The 17,591-nt window shown below is 59.2% G+C and carries 15 protein-coding genes; 9 read left to right on the top strand and 6 right to left on the bottom strand.

Annotation, left to right across the window (positions count from 1 at the left end; genetic code table 11):
* The first annotated feature begins 98 nt into the window (after positions 1-98).
* From ACOYXH_RS01480 to ACOYXH_RS01470, 3 genes are all read left to right on the top strand, one after another.
* Complete coding sequence (locus tag ACOYXH_RS01480) at positions 99-1,043, top strand: ornithine cyclodeaminase family protein (RefSeq protein WP_220557993.1); 945 nt, start codon at positions 99-101, stop codon at positions 1,041-1,043.
* A 150-nt stretch (positions 1,044-1,193) separates the two neighbouring features.
* Entirely contained in the window at positions 1,194-2,321 is a 1,128-nt protein-coding gene (locus ACOYXH_RS01475) for an NAD(P)/FAD-dependent oxidoreductase (protein ID WP_095050972.1), read from the top strand.
* Positions 2,322-2,412: 91 nt separating this feature from the next.
* Positions 2,413-3,039 (top strand): helix-turn-helix transcriptional regulator, encoded by a 627-nt coding sequence (locus ACOYXH_RS01470; RefSeq protein WP_220557989.1) that lies wholly within the window; start codon positions 2,413-2,415, stop codon positions 3,037-3,039.
* 107 nt (positions 3,040-3,146) lie between these two features.
* On the opposite strand, the gene ACOYXH_RS01465 is transcribed toward ACOYXH_RS01470, so the two are convergent.
* The 6 genes from ACOYXH_RS01465 to ACOYXH_RS01440 form a co-directional block, all read right to left on the bottom strand.
* Positions 3,147-3,923, bottom strand: coding sequence for an ABC transporter substrate-binding protein (locus tag ACOYXH_RS01465; protein ID WP_007914314.1), 777 nt, complete (start codon positions 3,921-3,923; stop codon positions 3,147-3,149).
* A gap of 264 nt (positions 3,924-4,187) precedes the next feature.
* Positions 4,188-4,640: a molybdopterin synthase catalytic subunit MoaE gene (gene moaE / locus ACOYXH_RS01460; protein WP_038357637.1), complete on the bottom strand. Its 453-nt coding sequence runs from the start codon at positions 4,638-4,640 to the stop codon at positions 4,188-4,190.
* A 3-nt stretch (positions 4,641-4,643) separates the two neighbouring features.
* Positions 4,644-4,886 (bottom strand): molybdopterin converting factor subunit 1, encoded by a 243-nt coding sequence (gene moaD, locus ACOYXH_RS01455; RefSeq protein WP_077571219.1) that lies wholly within the window; start codon positions 4,884-4,886, stop codon positions 4,644-4,646.
* Positions 4,883-5,356 (bottom strand): cyclic pyranopterin monophosphate synthase MoaC, encoded by a 474-nt coding sequence (gene moaC / locus ACOYXH_RS01450; RefSeq protein ID WP_093437022.1) that lies wholly within the window; start codon positions 5,354-5,356, stop codon positions 4,883-4,885. Before moaC ends, moaD begins: the two co-directional genes overlap by 4 nt.
* A gap of 227 nt (positions 5,357-5,583) precedes the next feature.
* Positions 5,584-6,978 (bottom strand): PhoH family protein, encoded by a 1,395-nt coding sequence (locus ACOYXH_RS01445; RefSeq protein WP_016985016.1) that lies wholly within the window; start codon positions 6,976-6,978, stop codon positions 5,584-5,586.
* 337 nt (positions 6,979-7,315) lie between these two features.
* The gene (locus ACOYXH_RS01440; protein WP_371857747.1) at positions 7,316-8,455 is read right to left on the bottom strand and encodes a polysaccharide deacetylase family protein; all 1,140 of its coding nucleotides are present in this window, start codon (positions 8,453-8,455) and stop codon (positions 7,316-7,318) included.
* A 312-nt stretch (positions 8,456-8,767) separates the two neighbouring features.
* On the opposite strand from ACOYXH_RS01440, the gene yaaA reads away from it, so the two are divergent.
* The 6 genes from yaaA to ACOYXH_RS01410 all read left to right on the top strand — a co-directional run bounded on the left by yaaA (position 8,768) and on the right by ACOYXH_RS01410 (position 17,587).
* On the top strand, positions 8,768-9,547 hold the full coding sequence (gene yaaA, locus ACOYXH_RS01435) for a peroxide stress protein YaaA (protein ID WP_095050977.1): 780 nt from the start codon (positions 8,768-8,770) through the stop codon (positions 9,545-9,547).
* Between the two features lie 809 nt (positions 9,548-10,356).
* Positions 10,357-11,673, top strand: coding sequence for a nucleotide sugar dehydrogenase (locus ACOYXH_RS01430; protein WP_095050978.1), 1,317 nt, complete (start codon positions 10,357-10,359; stop codon positions 11,671-11,673).
* A 228-nt stretch (positions 11,674-11,901) separates the two neighbouring features.
* Positions 11,902-13,383 (top strand): mannuronan synthase, encoded by a 1,482-nt coding sequence (gene alg8 / locus ACOYXH_RS01425; RefSeq protein WP_371857746.1) that lies wholly within the window; start codon positions 11,902-11,904, stop codon positions 13,381-13,383.
* Positions 13,384-13,418: 35 nt separating this feature from the next.
* Positions 13,419-14,588 carry a PilZ domain-containing protein gene (locus tag ACOYXH_RS01420; protein ID WP_460410207.1) on the top strand — a complete coding sequence of 390 codons (1,170 nt, stop codon included), beginning with the start codon at positions 13,419-13,421 and terminating at the stop codon, positions 14,586-14,588.
* 9 nt (positions 14,589-14,597) lie between these two features.
* A complete protein-coding gene (gene algK / locus ACOYXH_RS01415; RefSeq protein ID WP_258709284.1) occupies positions 14,598-16,109 on the top strand; it encodes an alginate biosynthesis TPR repeat lipoprotein AlgK in 1,512 nt (503 codons plus the stop codon).
* Complete coding sequence (locus ACOYXH_RS01410; RefSeq protein ID WP_095050981.1) at positions 16,106-17,587, top strand: alginate export family protein; 1,482 nt, start codon at positions 16,106-16,108, stop codon at positions 17,585-17,587. The genes algK and ACOYXH_RS01410 overlap by 4 nt, the downstream gene beginning before the upstream one ends.
* The last annotated feature ends 4 nt before the right edge of the window (positions 17,588-17,591 follow it).

Here is a 17,591-nt window from a genome sequence, read left to right as displayed (position 1 = left end):
CGCTTTTTTTTCGCCCGGTGTTTCATCAGGTGCTTGCGAGAGAAAACTAAAAGTCCATAATGGACTAATAAGTTTATCTTTCATCTTCGGAGCCTGATATGTCCAATACGCCCTACGTGATCGACCAGCATCAGGCCCGTGAGCTGCTGGCGCGCATTGATGTGCCGCAAATCCTGCGCAAGCTGTTCCGTGATCTTGCGGCGGGTAACGCCGTGCAACCGGCGCAGCAACTGGTGGAATTTCCGCAAGGTGCCGGCGACTTCATCAATTATCTGGGCGTGCTGGCCGAAGAAGGCGTGTACGGCGTGAAGACCTCGCCGTATATCGTTCGCGAGCAAGGTGCGCTGGTGACGGCATGGACCTTGTTGATGTCGATGAAAACCGGTCAACCGCTGCTGCTCTGCGATGCCGCTGAACTGACCACCGCGCGCACCGCCGCGACCACGGCTGTGGCGGTCGACACCCTCGCTCCGACAAACGCCACGCGACTGGCAATAATCGGGAGTGGCAAGGTTGCGCAGGCGCATCTGCACTATGTGAAAGGTCTGCGCGACTGGCAGAGCATCAGTCTGTATTCGCCAAGCCTGTCCGCCGACGCTCAAACCAAGGCACTGTTGAAAGCCATCACTCCCAACCTGAGGATCGTTGACAGCCGTGAAGCCGCTCTCGTCGAGGCCGACGTGATCATGCTGTGCACCTCGTCCGCCGGCCCGGTGATCGATCCGGCCGCGCTGAGCAAACCAGCCCTGATCACCTCGATCAGCACCAACGCCCCGCGTGCCCATGAAGTGCCGCCGCAGAGCCTCAACGACATGCAGGTGTTCTGCGACTATCGTCTGACCACGCCGGGTTCGGCAGGTGAGATGCTGATTGCCAGTGAACAGCATGGCTGGAGCAAGGATTCGATTGTCGGCGACCTCGCCGACTTGCTCAGCGAGAAAGTGCAGCGCCCCGATTACGATCGTCACGTGTTCTTCCGTTCAATCGGCCTGGGACTGGAAGACATCGCCCTCGCCAATGCGATTTATCACTTGACTCACTAACACCACAAATCCCCTGTAGGAGTGAGCCTGCTCGCGATAGCGGTCTGACATTCACCGAAGATGTCGACTGATATACCGCTTTCGCGAGCAGGCTCGCTCCCACAAGGGACTAGCGAACGCCTCGATATTGCGTATCCACTGGAGACCTACATGAGCCAGGCAGATTTCATCATCATCGGCGGCGGGATTGCCGGCGCATCCACCGGTTTCTGGCTGTCGCCGCACGGCAAAGTGATCGTGCTCGAACGTGAATCCCACCCGGCCTATCACTCCACCGGGCGCTCCGCCGCGCTGTTTACCGCCGCGTACGGCACGCCACAAGTTCGCGCGCTGACCCAGGCCAGCCGGGCGTTTTTTGACCACCCGCCAGCCGGTTTCTGCGAACACCCACTGCTCACCCCACGCGGTGAAATGACCGTGGATTTCACCGGTGATGCCGCCGAACTCAACAACCAATATCTCAGCGCCAAAGCCACCGTGCCGGAGATGCAACTGCTCAGCGCCGACGAAGCCTGCGCGCGACTGCCGATCCTGCGTCGGGAAAAAGTCCACGGCGCGATCTATGACCCGAGCGCCAGCGACATCGACACTGACGCCTTGCATCAGGGCTACCTGCGCGGGATCCGCCGCAACAACGGCGAAGTGCACACCGATTGCGAAGTGCTAGGCCTCAGTCGCGATACCGAGGGCCTCTGGAGTGTTCAGACCAACGGCCAGACGTTCAGCGCGCCAGTGATCATCAACGCCGCCGGCGCCTGGGCCGACAAGATCGGCACACTGGCCGGCGCCCAACCGCTGGGCCTGCAACCGAAGCGCCGCGCCGCGTTCATTTTCGCCGGGCCGGAAGGCGTCGACATTCATCACTGGCCGATGCTGGTCAGCCTCGACGAATCCTTCTATATGAAGCCCGACGCCGGCATGTTTCTCGGCTCGCCCGCCAACGCCGACCCGGTCGAGCCTCACGATGTGCAGCCGGAAGAACTGGACATTGCCATGGGCATCTACCAGATCGAAGAAGCCACCACGCTGACCATCCGCCGTCCGACGCGTACGTGGGCCGGCCTGCGCAGCTTCGTCGCCGACGGTGATTTGCTCAGTGGCTTCGATCAGCAGGTGCCGGGGCTGTTCTGGGTGGCGGCGCAGGGTGGTTACGGCATTCAGACTTCCCCGGCGATGGGCCAGGCCAGCGCGGCGTTGGTACGCGGCGAGCCGTTGCCCGAGCACTTGCAGCAGTTCGGGCTGGACAGCGCCATGCTCGCCCCCGCTCGCCTCGCCTGATTGTCCACGGATGACGCGCCCAACGGATTGCGGCACACTCGCAGCGCCTCCTGATCACGGGGGCGTTGACGCTGCCTGGAGCTCCACTGTCATGACTGCCCCTGAATTCGACCCGGCGCTGGATAACTTCCGCGCCGTCGCCGACGCCATCGCCACGCTGTTCTTTCCCCACGCTGAAGTGGTGCTGCACGACCTGCGCACGCAAAAGGTCGACTACATCGCCAACAACCTGTCCAAGCGCGAGATCGGCGACGACTCGTCACTGGAGGACATGCTCAGCGAGGATGTCAGCGACCGTAATATCGGCCCGTACGAAAAGCTCAATTGGGATGGCCAGAAGATTCGCAGCCTGAGCACCGTGCTGCGCGACAGCGAAGGCCGCCCGCTGGCGGTGTTGTGCATCAACCTGAATATTTCGCTGTTCGAGAATGCCAAGGCCGCGCTGGACCTGTTCCTCTCGCCGAGCAAACTGATCCCGCAACCGGACTCACTGTTTCGCGATGACTGGCAGGAGCGCATCAACACTTTCCTCCACGCCTGGCTGCGCGAACGGCAGCTGAGCCTGAACCTGCTGACCCGCGATCACAAACGCGAACTGGTGCTGGCGCTGCACGCCGAGGGCGCGTTCAAGGGCAAGAGCGCCTCGAACTATGTGGCCAATGTGCTGAACATGGGGCGGGCGACGGTGTACAAGCATCTGAAAGAAATGAAGGCCTAGAGATTTGCGGTGATTGATCCGGCCCCATCGCTGGCAAGCCAGCTCCCACAAGGATTTACGGTGTACACAAAACCTGTGGGAGCTGGCTTGCCAGCGATAGCGGACTATCAGTCGCCGTAGATGTCGGACTTGAAATACTTCTCGGAAATCTTCTGGTACTCGCCACTCGCGCGAATGCCATCAATGGCGCCATTCAACTGGCTGACCAATTCTGCATTACCCTTGCGCACTGCAATCCCTGCGCCCTCGCCCACGTACTTCGGATCCTTCAACTCAGGCCCGACAAACGCATAACCCTTGCCACGCGGCATCGACAAAAAGTCATTCAGCGGAATGGTGTCGGCAAAAATCGCATCAAGCCGCCCCGCTGCCAGGTCCATGTAGATTTCTTCGTTGTTGCTGTAGCGCTTGACGTTAATGCCCTTCGGCTCGAACACCTCGGTGGCATAACGATCGGTGGTGGTCGCGCGCTGCACGCCGACATTCTTGCCCTTGAGGCTCGCGTATTGATCGTCGACCGTGGCGCCTTCCTTCATCACCAGTCGTGACGAAGTGAAGTAGTACTTGTGGGTGAAATCCACCGACTTCTTGCGGTCTTCGTTGATGGTCATCGAGGACAGCGCCATGTCGATCTTTTTCACTTTCAGCGAAGGAATCAGACCGTCGAACTCACCTTCGACCCACACACACTTGACCTTCATCTGCGCACACAGGGCATTGCCGATGTCGTAGTCGAAACCGACGATTTCGCCTTTGTCGGTTTTCGACGCAAATGGCGGGTAAGCGGCTTCGATACCGATGCGCAGGGTTTGCTCGGCGGCGAACACGCTGGCGGAGGCCAACAGGCTGAGGGCCAGACCGGTGATGAGGGGGAGTTTCTTCATGTTCGTTCTCTCGCGGGTTGTTGTTGGTTTGGCAAGATGAAGAAGAGCAACTGGAAGTGGGGAGCTTCGAGCGGCAAGACTGAAGCTTTTTTGTACTTGTAAATCCATATTGGACTTATATGTACAATGCGTCAATCGGGCAAAGATGGAGGATTTGGTGATGCAGATGACGTCATCGCGAGCAGGCTCACTCCTACAGGGGAACGCATTCCAATTGTAGGAGTGAGCCTGCTCGCGATAGCTGATTTGAAGGCGCTACAGGAGTTATTTCTTCCAGCGATCCGCCGCTGCATGATCACTGTCCCGCCCCTCAACCCAACGCGGCCCGTCGCTGGTGTTTTCTTTCTTCCAGAACGGCGCGCGGGTTTTCAGGTAGTCCATGACAAAGGCGCAGGCATCGAAGGCGGCCTGGCGATGGGCGCTGGCGGCGCCGACAAACACGATGGGTTCGCCCGGCTCCAATGCGCCGATGCGGTGCAGCACTTCCAGTTTCAGCAACGGCCAGCGCTGTTCGGCTTCGATGGCGATTTTACCGAGGGCTTTTTCGGTCATGCCCGGATAGTGTTCGAGGAACATCCCCGCTACATCGAGGCCGTCGTTAAAGTCGCGCACGTAGCCGACAAAACTCACCACCGCGCCGACGCCGACATTGGCCGCATGCATCGCGTTGACTTCAGCGCCCGGATCGAACGGCGTGGCCTGCACGCGAATCGCCATGGATCAGCCCCCGGTCACGGTAGGGAAAAACGCCACTTCGTCGCCATCGACCACCGGCTCATCGAGTTGGCAGAGGTCTTCGTTGCGTGCGCACATCAGGTTCTGCTCGCTCAGTACCTCGGCGCCGTCACGTTGCGCGAGCAGTGCGCGAACGTCCTCGACGGTGGCGAAATCACCTTCAATCTTTACCGAATCCACGCCCAGCGCTTCGCGGTAACGGGCAAAAAACTTCACGGTCAGGTTCATGGCTGCTCCGCCTGAAAGTGCCCGCTCTTGCCACCGACCTTCTCCAGCAGACGCACGCTTTCAATGGTCATGCCGCGATCGACGGCTTTACACATGTCGTAAATGGTCAGGGCGGCAACACTGGCAGCGGTCAACGCTTCCATCTCAACGCCGGTCTGCCCGGACAGCTTGCAGCGGGCAACGATGCGCACGGTGTCGTCGCCATCAGCACTGAGTTCGACTTTGACGCCGGTGAGCATCAGCGGATGGCACAGGGGAATCAGATCGCTGGTTTTCTTCGCCGCTTGAATGCCGGCAATGCGCGCCACGGCGAACACGTCGCCCTTGGGATGGCCACCGCTGACGATCATCTGCAGCGTTTCGGGGAGCATGCGCACCAGCGCTTGGGCCGTCGCTTCACGGAACGTCACGGCTTTTTCGGTGACGTCGACCATGTTGGCGCGACCTTGGGAATCGAGATGAGTCAGCACGGGATTACTCCTGATCAGGAGCGACGATTGTAAACCTGCGGGTCAAATTTCTGCGAGTCGGATTATCACGCAACCTGTGTAGGAGCTGCCGAAGGCTGCGATCTTTTGATCTGGCTTTTGAAGATCAAGATCAAAAGATCGCAGCCTTCGGCAGCTCCTACATCTGGATTTGTGCAGGGCCATAAAAAACCGGGCGGCTTTTAGGCCGCCCGGTTTTGGTTGAAAGGTTACAGATGGGTTTCGGCGTATTCGGCCAGGATCGAGCGAGGCACCCCTTGCAGGGTGATGTGCACACCGTTGGGGAAATCCTTGAAGCGTTCGGTCAGGTAGGTCAGCCCGGAGCTGGTCGCGGACAGGTAAGGGGTGTCGATTTGTGCGAGGTTGCCCAGGCACACCACTTTGGAACCCGCGCCGGCCCGGGTGATGATGGTTTTCATCTGGTGCGGCGTGAGGTTCTGGCATTCGTCGATCAGGATCAGGCTCTGCTGGAAGCTGCGCCCGCGAATGTAGTTGAGCGATTTGAACTGCAACGGCACTTTGCTGAGGATGTAATCGACGCTGCCATGGGTGTTTTCGTCATCCATGTGCAAGGCTTCGAGGTTGTCGGTGATGGCGCCCAGCCACGGCTCCATTTTTTCCGCTTCGGTGCCGGGCAGGAAGCCGATTTCCTGGTCCAGGCCCTGCACACTGCGGGTCGCAATGATGCGGCGATAACGCTTGCTGACCATGGTCTGCTCGATCGCCGCGGCCAGCGCCAGAATGGTTTTACCGGAGCCTGCCGCACCCGACAGGTTGACCAGATGAATGTCCGGATCCAGCAACGCGTACAGCGCCAGACTCTGATAGATGTCGCGTGGCTTCAGCCCCCAGGCCTCTTGATGCAGCAGCGGTTCCTGATGCAGGTCGAGGATCAGCAGCTTGGCCTCGTCGATCTCCTTGATCCAGCCGACAAAGCCCTGTTCGTCGATGATGAACTCGTTGATGTGCACCGCCGGCAGGTTGTCGATCAGTTGCACTTGGTGCCAGGTGCGGCCGTGATCCTGGCGGGTGTCGACCTTGCTCACGCGGTCCCAGAATGAGCCGGTCATGTTGTGATAGCCGTTGGGCAGCAGGGACACGTCATCGACCAGTTGGTCGGTGCTGTAGTCCTCGGCATCGATGCCGCAGGCGCGCGCCTTGAGGCGCATGTTGATGTCTTTGGTGACCAGCACCACAGGCTTTTTCGGATCGCGGGTGTGCAAATCGATCAGTTGGTTGATGATTTTATTGTCGTTCAGATGCTCGGGCAGAATCAGATTCGATTCGGCCTGTTTGCTCATCAGAATTGACAGCAAGCCCTTCGGCCCGCCTTTACCGCGCTGGATCGGCACACCCAGCTCGACGTCTTCAGGGGAAGCGTCGCCCAGGGTCTTGTCGATCAGCCGGATGGCCTGACGGCATTCGGCGGCAACGCTGTGATGCCCGCTCTTGAGCTTGTCCAGCTCTTCAAGCACGGTCATCGGGATCGCGACGTGGTGTTCTTCGAAATTCAGCAGGGCATTTGGATCGTGAATCAATACGTTGGTATCGAGTACATAAAGGATTGGCTGGTTGGAGGAAGGGCTACGTCCGTGATCATCCATACTCGGTCACCTTTGTCAGAGCCATTGGACGCAATACCTGAGCGGTGCTGCGCCTCGAAGTGACTGCCGAAATCTCACCTGCGGAGATTCAAGTGACTGCAAACAAACGGGTCTTGGAAGACGCCACCTGTGTTGCAGGTTTCGGCGGTCTGTCTTCGTAATACTCCAAAACCGATGACATAAAAAAGTACTTTGACGGTTTTTTTAAGTTTATTTTGCAGAGTGACGAAAAGCCCTTGGCGGACTGCCCAGACCCCGCTAAAGTCGGAAGTCCGCCTGCATCGACTTCTTCAAAAAAATCGCCCCAAGACCAATGTTTCCGGGCTTTTTTCGTTTCTCAGCGAAAAGCGTCCTGACAGTCTTCCCAACCGATACCGCTCTGCGCGGTTTGCGTGATCAGCCACGGTAACGAGGTCTTCACCGCGTCCTGTTTCATGTTGAAATTGATCACCCCGTGTCGCCACAGCAGCATCAGGGTCAGTACCCTCTGCGCGCTCGCTGTGCCCTTGAGTTTGCCGGCACCGTCCTGGGCATCGATGTCCCACAGCGCCACTTGCAGGCCTTGTGTGTTGAAGAAACCTTGCGCATCGCTGCGGCGCTGCCCTTCCGGCGGACGGAACAGCGGCACGTAGTTTTCCGGCAACTTGTTCTTCACCAGATCAGCGCTACGCCGCACCGAATCCTGCCAGTCCTGCCAGTGGCTGTGGGAGCGGAACTCCCAACCTTGAACGCCAACGCACTGTTTCGAGAACCCCGCTTGCAGGCTGCTCACCGAACGATCGGCCAGCCGCGCCTGAATATCCTTGCCCAGCACGAAGAACGTGCCGCTCAGGTTCGATTTGCGCAGGTATTCGGTGAGCCAGCCGGAGTTGTCCGGTTGCAGATTGGCGGCGCTGTCGAAGGTCAGCAGGAACAGCCGGTCGTGCATCGCGTCGCCGTTGCGCTCGTAGTCACCGAAACGATCGAATTCGTTGCTGCTCTGCGGCGACAAAGCGGCCTTGCGCAACAACTCGTCGAGGTACTGCACATGGAAGATCCGGCTCGGCTCGGCCCACTTGGTGTAATAACTGTCGTCACTGACGACGAACTTGGCGGCTTGCTCGCGCAGCGTTGGCAAGTCTTCTACAAGGAAGCAGAACGAGGCGTCCTGATCGCAGCTTTGCTGGGCGAAGTTGTAGTTGGCGAGCAGGCGCTGCCAGAGGCGTTGGCGCAGAATGTTGACCGCATCGATATTGACCGTGCGCAAGCCTAGACGCTGCGCCAGAGCGGCCTCGTCCATCGACTCGGTGCCCAGCAGGACACGGGCGAACATCAGGATTTCCGCCCGTGACGCCACGTCAAACAGGGTCGGGTTGCTAAGCTGCTCCGGCCAGGTGCTGCGATCCATCGTCGCCACATCGCCCGGCGCCGCGACGGCACCGAAGCTCAACAGCCACGCGGTGAATAAAAGAACAATGCGCAAAAGGGATGTCTCCATAACAAAACCCGCGCGGCACTATAGCTGATGTGCAAGGCTGAAGGACGCCGCCCTCACCCCAGCCCTCTCCCGGAGGGAGAGGGAGCTGACCGAGTATCGCTTTCGATATCCGCCAATCTGAACTATCGAGTCGCACTCAAATTTTGAAATCAATGAGATCGGCTCCCTCTCCCTCTGGGAGAGGGCTGGGGTGAGGGAAAAATCCACCAGCCGTCGCAAATGCCCGAGCTTACCCATACCTATAACCCCCATAGCTGGAGTCAACACCGACAACCCCCTAGAATCGCCCCCACGATTAAAGGAGACGACTTCATGCTGATGGTGATTTCCCCCGCCAAGACCCTCGATTACGAAACACCGCCGGCGACCCAGCGCTTCACTCAGCCGCAATACCTCGACCATTCCCAGGAACTGATCCAGCAACTGCGCGACCTGACCCCGGCGCAGATCAGCGAACTGATGCACGTGTCCGACAAAATCGGTGGGCTCAACGCCGCGCGCTTCGGCAGCTGGACGCCCGCGTTCACGCCAGACAACGCCAAACAGGCACTGCTCGCGTTCAAGGGCGACGTCTACACCGGTCTCGACGCACAGTCCTTCAGCGAAACCGATTTCGATTACGCGCAAAAACACCTGCGCATGCTCTCCGGTCTCTACGGGCTGCTGCGCCCGCTCGACCTGATGCAACCCTATCGTCTGGAAATGGGCACCAAACTGGCCAACGCCCGTGGCAAAGACCTGTACGCCTTCTGGGGTACGCGCATCAGCGAATGGCTCAATGAAGCGCTGGCCGATCAAGGCGACGACGTGCTGCTCAACCTCGCCTCCAATGAGTACTTTTCGGCGGTGAAACGCACAGCCCTGAACGCGCGGATCATCAACACCGAGTTCAAGGACCAGAAGAACGGTCAGTACAAGATCATCAGCTTCTACGCGAAAAAAGCCCGGGGCCTGATGAGCCGTTTCGTGATCCAGGAAAAGATCAACGATCCGGCCCAGCTCAAACAGTTCGATGTGCAGGGTTATCGCTACAGCGTCGAACAGTCGAAACCCGACAATCTGGTGTTTTTGCGCGACCACGCCCCGGAATAATGCATGCCCAATGCACGACTCTTTCTATAAAGAGTCGTGCAGCTCGCACGATGTCAAAAAACCCTCGCACCTTTTCGCCATTTTAATGGCGCCAGAAAATCCTCCCTGTCTTTTCTAAGATTAGTTTCACTCGACACTGATCATTTTTTTCAGTAGTGGCACCTAACTTTTTTCAGCGTAGTGGCACAAAACTATCTAACGTGATTTTTCGCCTGTTATTAAAGGTCGAAAACGAAAGTGCTATCAAATTGAGACTAGTGCCATCTCTGACAATATTTCAAGAAATTTCAGATTTCGCGATGAGCGGACAGGAACTTCGTCCAAATGCATAGCTCATACCACCGGTAACGATTCTCGCCGAGTTTGTACGAGATAACTTACGCAGAGCAGATAGCCATGTAACCAAGTTGTCACAGCAACTTGCCTAGATGACTAACTAGTCTCAAAACAGACGATGGACAGGAGATACGCACCATCTATATCCCCTACAAAGGCCATGGCCGCGCCCTAATAAACGTGCTCGCCTGAGCACCCAACCGCTTGATTTACAGGACTTTCCTCCTGACATCAAGCGCGCAAGACGATTGCACAAGAGTCTTCTCCAAAGAGGATCGGCTGCATAACAGGGCAAGTCATAACAACAAGGCCTGGTTGCGCACATCTTGAGTGCACTTATTTAGACACTCGAAACTTAGTATGCCTGCACACGGCACTGTGGCGCCTGTGTGCCGCACTTTCGAGTGCACTAATAAACGCTGAACACCATTAACTCCGGCCTCTAAGGCCTGATATATACAGAGGTAATTGCGATGCGCATCAGCATATTTGGTTTGGGTTACGTTGGCGCAGTATGTGCCGGTTGCCTGTCTGCACGGGGCCATGACGTAGTTGGCGTCGATGTTGCCAAAGACAAGATCGACATGATCAACGCCGGCAAGTCGCCGATTGTTGAACCCGGCCTGGGCGAACTTCTGCAACAGGGTATCCAGACCGGTCGTCTGCGTGGCACGACCAACTTCGCCGAGGCGATTCGCGACACCGACCTGTCGATGATCTGCGTGGGTACGCCGAGCAAAAAGAACGGCGACCTCGAACTGAACTACATCGAAGCGGTATGCCGCGAGATCGGTTTTGTCCTGCGTGAAAAAACCACCCGCCACACCATCGTCGTGCGCAGCACCGTGCTGCCGGGCACCGTGGCCAACGTGGTGATCCCGATTCTCGAAGACTGCTCGGGCAAGAAGGCTGGCGTCGACTTCGGCGTTGCGGTCAACCCGGAATTCCTGCGTGAATCCACCGCCATTGCCGACTACGACCTGCCACCGATGACCGTCATCGGCGAGTTCGACAAGGCTTCGGGCGACGTTCTGCAATCGCTGTACGAAGAACTCGACGCACCGATCATCCGCAAGGACATCGCCGTTGCCGAGATGATCAAGTACACCTGCAACGTCTGGCACGCGACCAAAGTGACCTTCGCCAACGAGATCGGCAACATCGCCAAAGCGGTCGGCGTCGATGGCCGGGAGGTGATGGAAGTGGTCTGCCAGGACAAGACCCTCAACCTGTCCCAGTACTACATGCGCCCTGGCTTCGCCTTCGGCGGTTCGTGCCTGCCGAAAGACGTGCGTGCGCTGACCTACCGCGCCGGTTCGCTGGACGTCGAAGCGCCGCTGCTCAACTCGCTGATGCGCAGCAACGAATCGCAAGTACAGAACGCCTTCGACATCGTTGAAAGCCACGACAAACGTAAAGTCGCCCTGCTCGGCCTGAGCTTCAAGGCCGGCACCGATGACCTGCGCGAAAGCCCACTGGTAGAACTGGCCGAGATGCTGATCGGCAAGGGTTACGACCTGAGCATCTACGACAGCAACGTCGAGTACGCCCGTGTTCACGGCGCGAACAAAGACTACATCGAGTCGAAAATCCCGCACGTGTCGTCCCTGCTCAATTCGGACTTCGATTCGGTGATCGACAACTCCGACGTGATCATCCTCGGCAACCGCGACGAGAAATTCCGCTCGCTGGCTCAGGAAGCACCGCACGGCAAACAGGTCATCGACCTGGTGGGCTTCATGGCCAAAGCCACCGACGCTGGTAAGCGCACCGAGGGTATCTGCTGGTAAAGCAGACGTTGCGCGGCGCCGCACACCGCGACGCCACGCAACCACTGTGTGAACCCGTTGTAGGAGCTGTCGAGTGAAACGAGGCTGCGATCTTTCCGGGAACACTTGAGATCCGAGTGAACCCAGGAAAATCAAAAGATCGCAGCCTTCGGCAGCTCCTACAGGGGGCATCGATAAGCCTGCCTTAACCCCATCGGGCCCGGCCCGAGATAGAGACGGATGCAGATTATGCACAGGCTAAAGCACGGCCTACTTCAGGCCGCCGGTTGGCTGTTTTACCTAAGTTTGTTGATGGGCCTGGCCTTGATGCTGCCCACATCCACATTCGACTCCGAGTCGAAGGACTTCATTTTCCTGATTGGCGCCGTGGGTATCTGGCGCTACTCGATGGGTGCAACGCACTTTGTGCGCGGCATGATTTTTCTCTACATCGTTTACCCGCACCTGCGCCGCAAAGTGCGCAAGCTGGGTAAGGCGGCAGACCCGTCGCATGTGTTCCTGATGGTCACCAGTTTCCGTATCGACGCGCTCACCACCGCGCAGGTCTACAGCTCAGTGATCCGCGAAGCCATCGACTGCGAACTGCCGACCACCGTGGTCTGCTCGATCGTCGAAATGTCCGATGAACTGCTGGTCAAGGCATTGTGGGCACGGATGAATCCGCCAGACCGTGTGAAGCTCGACTTCGTGCGCATTCCCGGCACCGGCAAACGTGATGGCCTGGCCTATGGTTTCCGCGCGATTTCCCGCCACCTGCCGGACGACCGCGCCGTGGTCGCCGTGATCGATGGCGACACCGTGCTCGGCGAAGGCACCGTGCGCAAGACCGTGCCGTGGTTCCAGCTGTTCGGCAACGTCGGCGGCCTGACCACCAACGAGTTCTGCGAAGTGCGCGGCGGCTACATCATGAGCGAATGGCACAAGCTGCGTTTCGCCCAGCGCCACATCAACATGTGCTCGATGGCCCTGTCCAAACGCGTGCTGACCATGACCGGTCGTATGTCGGTGTTTCGCGCCACCGTGGTGACCAACCCGGAATTCATCGCCGACGTGGAAAGCGACTCGCTACAACACTGGCGTCTAGGCCGCTTCAAGTTTTTGACCGGCGACGACAAGTCGAGCTGGTTCAGCTTGATGCGCCTCGGTTACGACACCTTCTACGTGCCTGACGCGGCGATCAACACCGTTGAACACCCACCGGAAAAAAGCTTCATCAAGGCCAGCCGCAAACTGATGTTCCGCTGGTACGGCAACAACCTGCGCCAGAACTCGCGAGCACTGGGCCTGGGTGTGAAACGCCTCGGCGCCTTCACCTCGGTGGTGCTGTTCGATCAGCGCGTATCGATGTGGACCTCCTTGCTTGGCCTGACCGTGGCGATGATCGCCAGCTTCAAGTACGGCACCGCGTTCATCCTGGTTTACCTGCTGTGGATCGGCATCACCCGCCTGATCCTGACGTTGCTGTTGTCGTGTTCCGGTCACCGGATCGGCCCGGCTTACCCAGCGATTCTGTATTACAACCAGATCGTCGGTGCGCTGGTGAAGATTTACGTGTTCTTCCGCCTCGACCAACAATCCTGGACTCGCCAACCCACATCCCTGACCCGTGATCTCGCCAGCTTTCAACGTTGGTTCAACACCTGGTCGTCTCGGACCATGACCTTCTCCGCCGGCAGCATTTTTGTCGCCGTGCTGCTGATGATGGTCTGACCCGCCCCTATTGAATTAACAAGGAAATCGCCCCTATGAATACCGCCGTCAACGCCAACGTAGTGCATGAATCCGAAGCCCAGCGCCAACACGCCCGCGTGAAAATCCCGGCCAAACTGCGCTTCTTCGGTCCTGACCGGACGCCGGTCGAAGCGCGGGTCATCGACCTGTCTGCCGGTGGTCTGGCGTTCAACGCCGGGCAACTGCCGCTGACCATTGGCCAGGTGTACAAGGCGCGTTTGCAATTCGTCATCGACAACCTCGGCATCGCCATGGACGTTGAATTGCAGATGCGTTCCTTCGACCGCCAGACCGGCCGCGCCGGCTGCCAGTTCCAGAATCTGGAACCGCAGGATATTTCCACCCTGCGCCACTTGATCACCTCGCACCTGGCCGGCGACATCGTCAGCATCGGTGAAGTGCTGGCGACCCTGCAGCGCGACAACTTCACCAAAGCGCGCAAGGTCAAGGACGGCGGCTCCGGCATGACTCCGTTCGGGCGCCTGAAAGCGGTGACGTTCAGCGCCGGTATCTTCGCGGTCGGTCTGGTCGCGGCGGGTTTCATTTTCAAATCGGTGTACGGCATGTACTTCGTCAGCCACGCACAAGCCGGTCTGGTCAGTGTGCCGGGGATGAACATCACCATGCCGCGTGACGGCACCGTGCAGAGCCTGGTCAAGTCCGACGGCGTTGCAGCCAAAGGCGCGCCACTGGCGACCTTCAGCACCAGCATGCTCGACGTGCTCAAGGGTCATCTGGAAGAAGATCAACTGTCCCCGGCCAAGGTTGAAGAACTGTTCGGCAAGCAAATGACCGGCACCTTGACCTCGCCATGCGATTGCACCGTGGCCCAGCAACTGGTGGCTGACGGTCAGTACGCGAGCAAAGGCGACGTGATCTTCCAACTGGTGCCGCGCAACACCCAGGCCACCGTCGATGCGCGCTTCTCCTATCGCCAGTTCGGCGACGTGCGTCCGGGCACCCCGGTGAGCTTCCAGATCGCCGGCGAAGACAAGACCCGCACCGGCAAGATCGTCAGCAGCACCAGCCTGAAAAGCGCCGACCTGTCCTCCGACATCCGCGTACAGATCCAGCCTGACGAGCCGCTCGACAGCAGCTTGGCCGGCCGCCCGGTGGAAGTGAACAGCGACCGTGGCCCGAACCTGAACTGGCTGATCGACAAAGCCATGGCTGCCGGTCTTTAAGTCGAGGACATGCCTGTGACTACTCCACCCATCCTGAAAACACCGCGATCCCTGTGGGAGCTGGCTTGCCAGCGATTGGATCAGCGCGGTATGTCTGATGTACCGAGTCGCCTGAATCGCTGGCAAGCCAGCTCCCACAGAGTTCATGTGGTGTGCTCGCTGGCGCTGGCGGTGAGTCTGGCCGGTTGTGCCGGCCTGCCCGATCAGCGTCTGGCCAACGAAGCGCTCAAACGTGGCGACACCGCCACCGCTGCGCAGAATTATCAGCAACTGGCCGATCTCGGTTACAGCGAAGCGCAAGTCGGCCTCGCCGATATCCAGGTCGACAGCCGCGACCCTGTGCAAATGAAACAGGCCGAAGCGACTTACCGCGCCGCCGCCAGTGTTTCGCCGCGTGCTCAGGCGCGTCTCGGCCGCTTGCTGGTGGCCAAGCCGGGTTCCACCGAAGCCGAGCATCACGAAGCCGAAAGCCTGCTGAAAAAAGCCGCCGCCAATGGCGAAGGCAACACGTTGATCCCGCTGGCGATGCTGTACCTGCAATACCCGCACAGCTTCCCCAACATCAACGCCCAGCAGCAGATCGATCAGTGGCGCAAATCCGGTTACCCGGAAGCGGGTCTGGCGCAGGTGCTGCTGTATCGCACTCAGGGCACTTACGACCAGCACTTGGATGACGTGGAAAAGATCTGCAAAGCCGCGCTCAACACCACCGACATCTGCTACGTCGAACTGGCCACGGTCTATCAGAAACGTGCCCAGCCAGAGCAGCAGGCCGAGCTGATCAAGCAGATGCAGGCCGGTTACAGCCGTGGCACGGTCACCGCGCAGCGTGTCGATTCCGTGGCCCGTGTATTGGCCGATTCGACCCTCGGCAAGACTGACGAGAAAACCGCGCAGTCGTTGCTCGAGCCGATCGCTCCGGGTTACCCGGCGTCGTGGGTGACCCTCGCACAACTGCTCTACGACTACCCGGAACTGGGCGACGTCGACCAGATGATGAAGTACCTCGACAACGGCCGCGCCGCCGACCAGCCACGCGCCGAGCTGTTGCTGGGCAAGCTCTACTACGAAGGCAAACTGGTCCCGGCCGACGCGAAAGTCGCCGAAGAACACTTCCAGAAAGCCGTCGGCCGCGAAGTCGCCGCCGACTACTACCTCGGCCAGATCTATCGTCGTGGTTACCTCGGCAAGGTCTACCCGCAGAAGGCGCTCGATCACTTGCTGACCGCTGCGCGCAACGGCCAGAACAGCGCCGACTTCGCCATCGCCCAGCTGTTTTCCCAAGGTAAGGGCACCAAGCCCGACCCGCTCAACGCCTACGTGTTCAGCCAATTGGCCAAAGCACAAAACACCCCGCAAGCCGATGAGCTGGCGACCACCCTCGCCGCGCAACTGCCGCCCGAGCGTCTGGCCGAAGCCCAACGTCTGCTGCAACAAGAGCAAGCCAGCCGTGGCGCTCTGAACCCGAACACGCTGCAACTGCACGCCCTGCAAGAAGAAGACGGCGAGGAAAAATTATGAAGTTGAATCCATTCGTGAAGGCCGGCATTGGCCTTTCGTTCGCGCTGATCTGGTCTTGCCCGACACTGGCCGCGATGACTGAAACCAAGAACTTCGGCCTTGAAGTGAAAGTCACCGGCCAGTCCGAAGACGACCGTGACCTCGGCACCGCCAAGGGCGGCGACGTCAACGGCGTCGGCCTCGACCTGCGTCCGTGGATCTACGGCGAAAGCGGCGCGTGGAGCGCCTACGCCATGGGCCAGGCCGTGACCTCGACCGACATCATCGAAACCGACACCCTGCAACAATCCGACGGTGAACAAGCCACCGACAACAGTGATCGCAAAACCAAGAAAAACTACCTGGCGATGCGCGAGTTCTGGGTCGGCTACAGCGGCCTCACCCCGTACCCGGGCGAGATGCTCAAGTTCGGTCGCCAGCGTCTGCGCAATGACGACGGCCAATGGCGCGACACCAACATCGAAGCGCTGAACTGGACCTTCGACACCACCCTGTTGCGCGCCAACGCCGGTGTGGCCGAACGCTTCAGCGAATACCGCACCGACTTGAAAGAGCTGGCGCCGAAAGACAAGGATCGCCTGCACGCCTACGCCGATGCCGCCTATCAGTGGACGCCGGGCAACTGGGTCGGCATTCGCGGTCACCACACCCATGATGACGGCAAACTCGATTACGCCGAGCCGGGCGTAGCGCGCGATTCGTTGGATAAAACCGAGAACGGCGACGTCAGCTGGCTCGGCCTGACCGCTGACAGCGACGCCTACAACTGGCGCAACACCAACACCGTCAACTACTGGGGCAGCATCACCGGCATGAGCGGCGACCGCGATACGGTCAACGCCTTGAACGCCGATGGCTCGCGTCCGGCGCAAGCCAAGCGTAGCGATGACGTCAACGGTTGGGCCACCGACATCGGTGTGCGCCTGCGCCTCGATCCGCAATGGCAAGTCGGCGGTGCGTATGCCCGCGCCAGCGCCGATTACGAACAGAACGGTCTGGAGAGCAACCGCTCCAACTACACCGGTACGCGCTCGCGTGTGCACCGTTTCGGCGAAGCCTTCCGCGGCGAAATGAACAACATGCAGACCGCAACCCTGTTCGGTTCGTGGATGGTCAACGACGAGTACGACGCCAGCCTGATCTACCACAAGTTCTGGCGTGTCGACGGCAACAAACCGGTGGGCAGCAACGGCATCAACGCTGTGGAAAACAACACCGACGACGCCACCGGCGCGATCCTCTCCAGCACCTCGCTGCCGCTTGAAGACGGCAACAAGGATCTGGGTCAGGAGATGGACCTGGTCGTCACCAAGTACTTCAAGCAAGGCCTGTTGCCGGCGGCGTTGAGCCAGTCGATCGACGAGCCATCGGCCCTGGTGCGTTTCCGTGGCGGTGTGTTCAAACCGGGCGATGCCTACGGCAAGCAGGTTGATTCGTACATGCACCGCGCGTTCATCGACGTGATCTGGCGCTTCTGATGCA

Source organism: Pseudomonas sp. Mb7 (assembly GCF_054790525.1).
The sequence above is the reverse complement of the archived record's forward strand: the minus strand, read 5'-3'. Positions and strand labels throughout refer to the sequence as shown.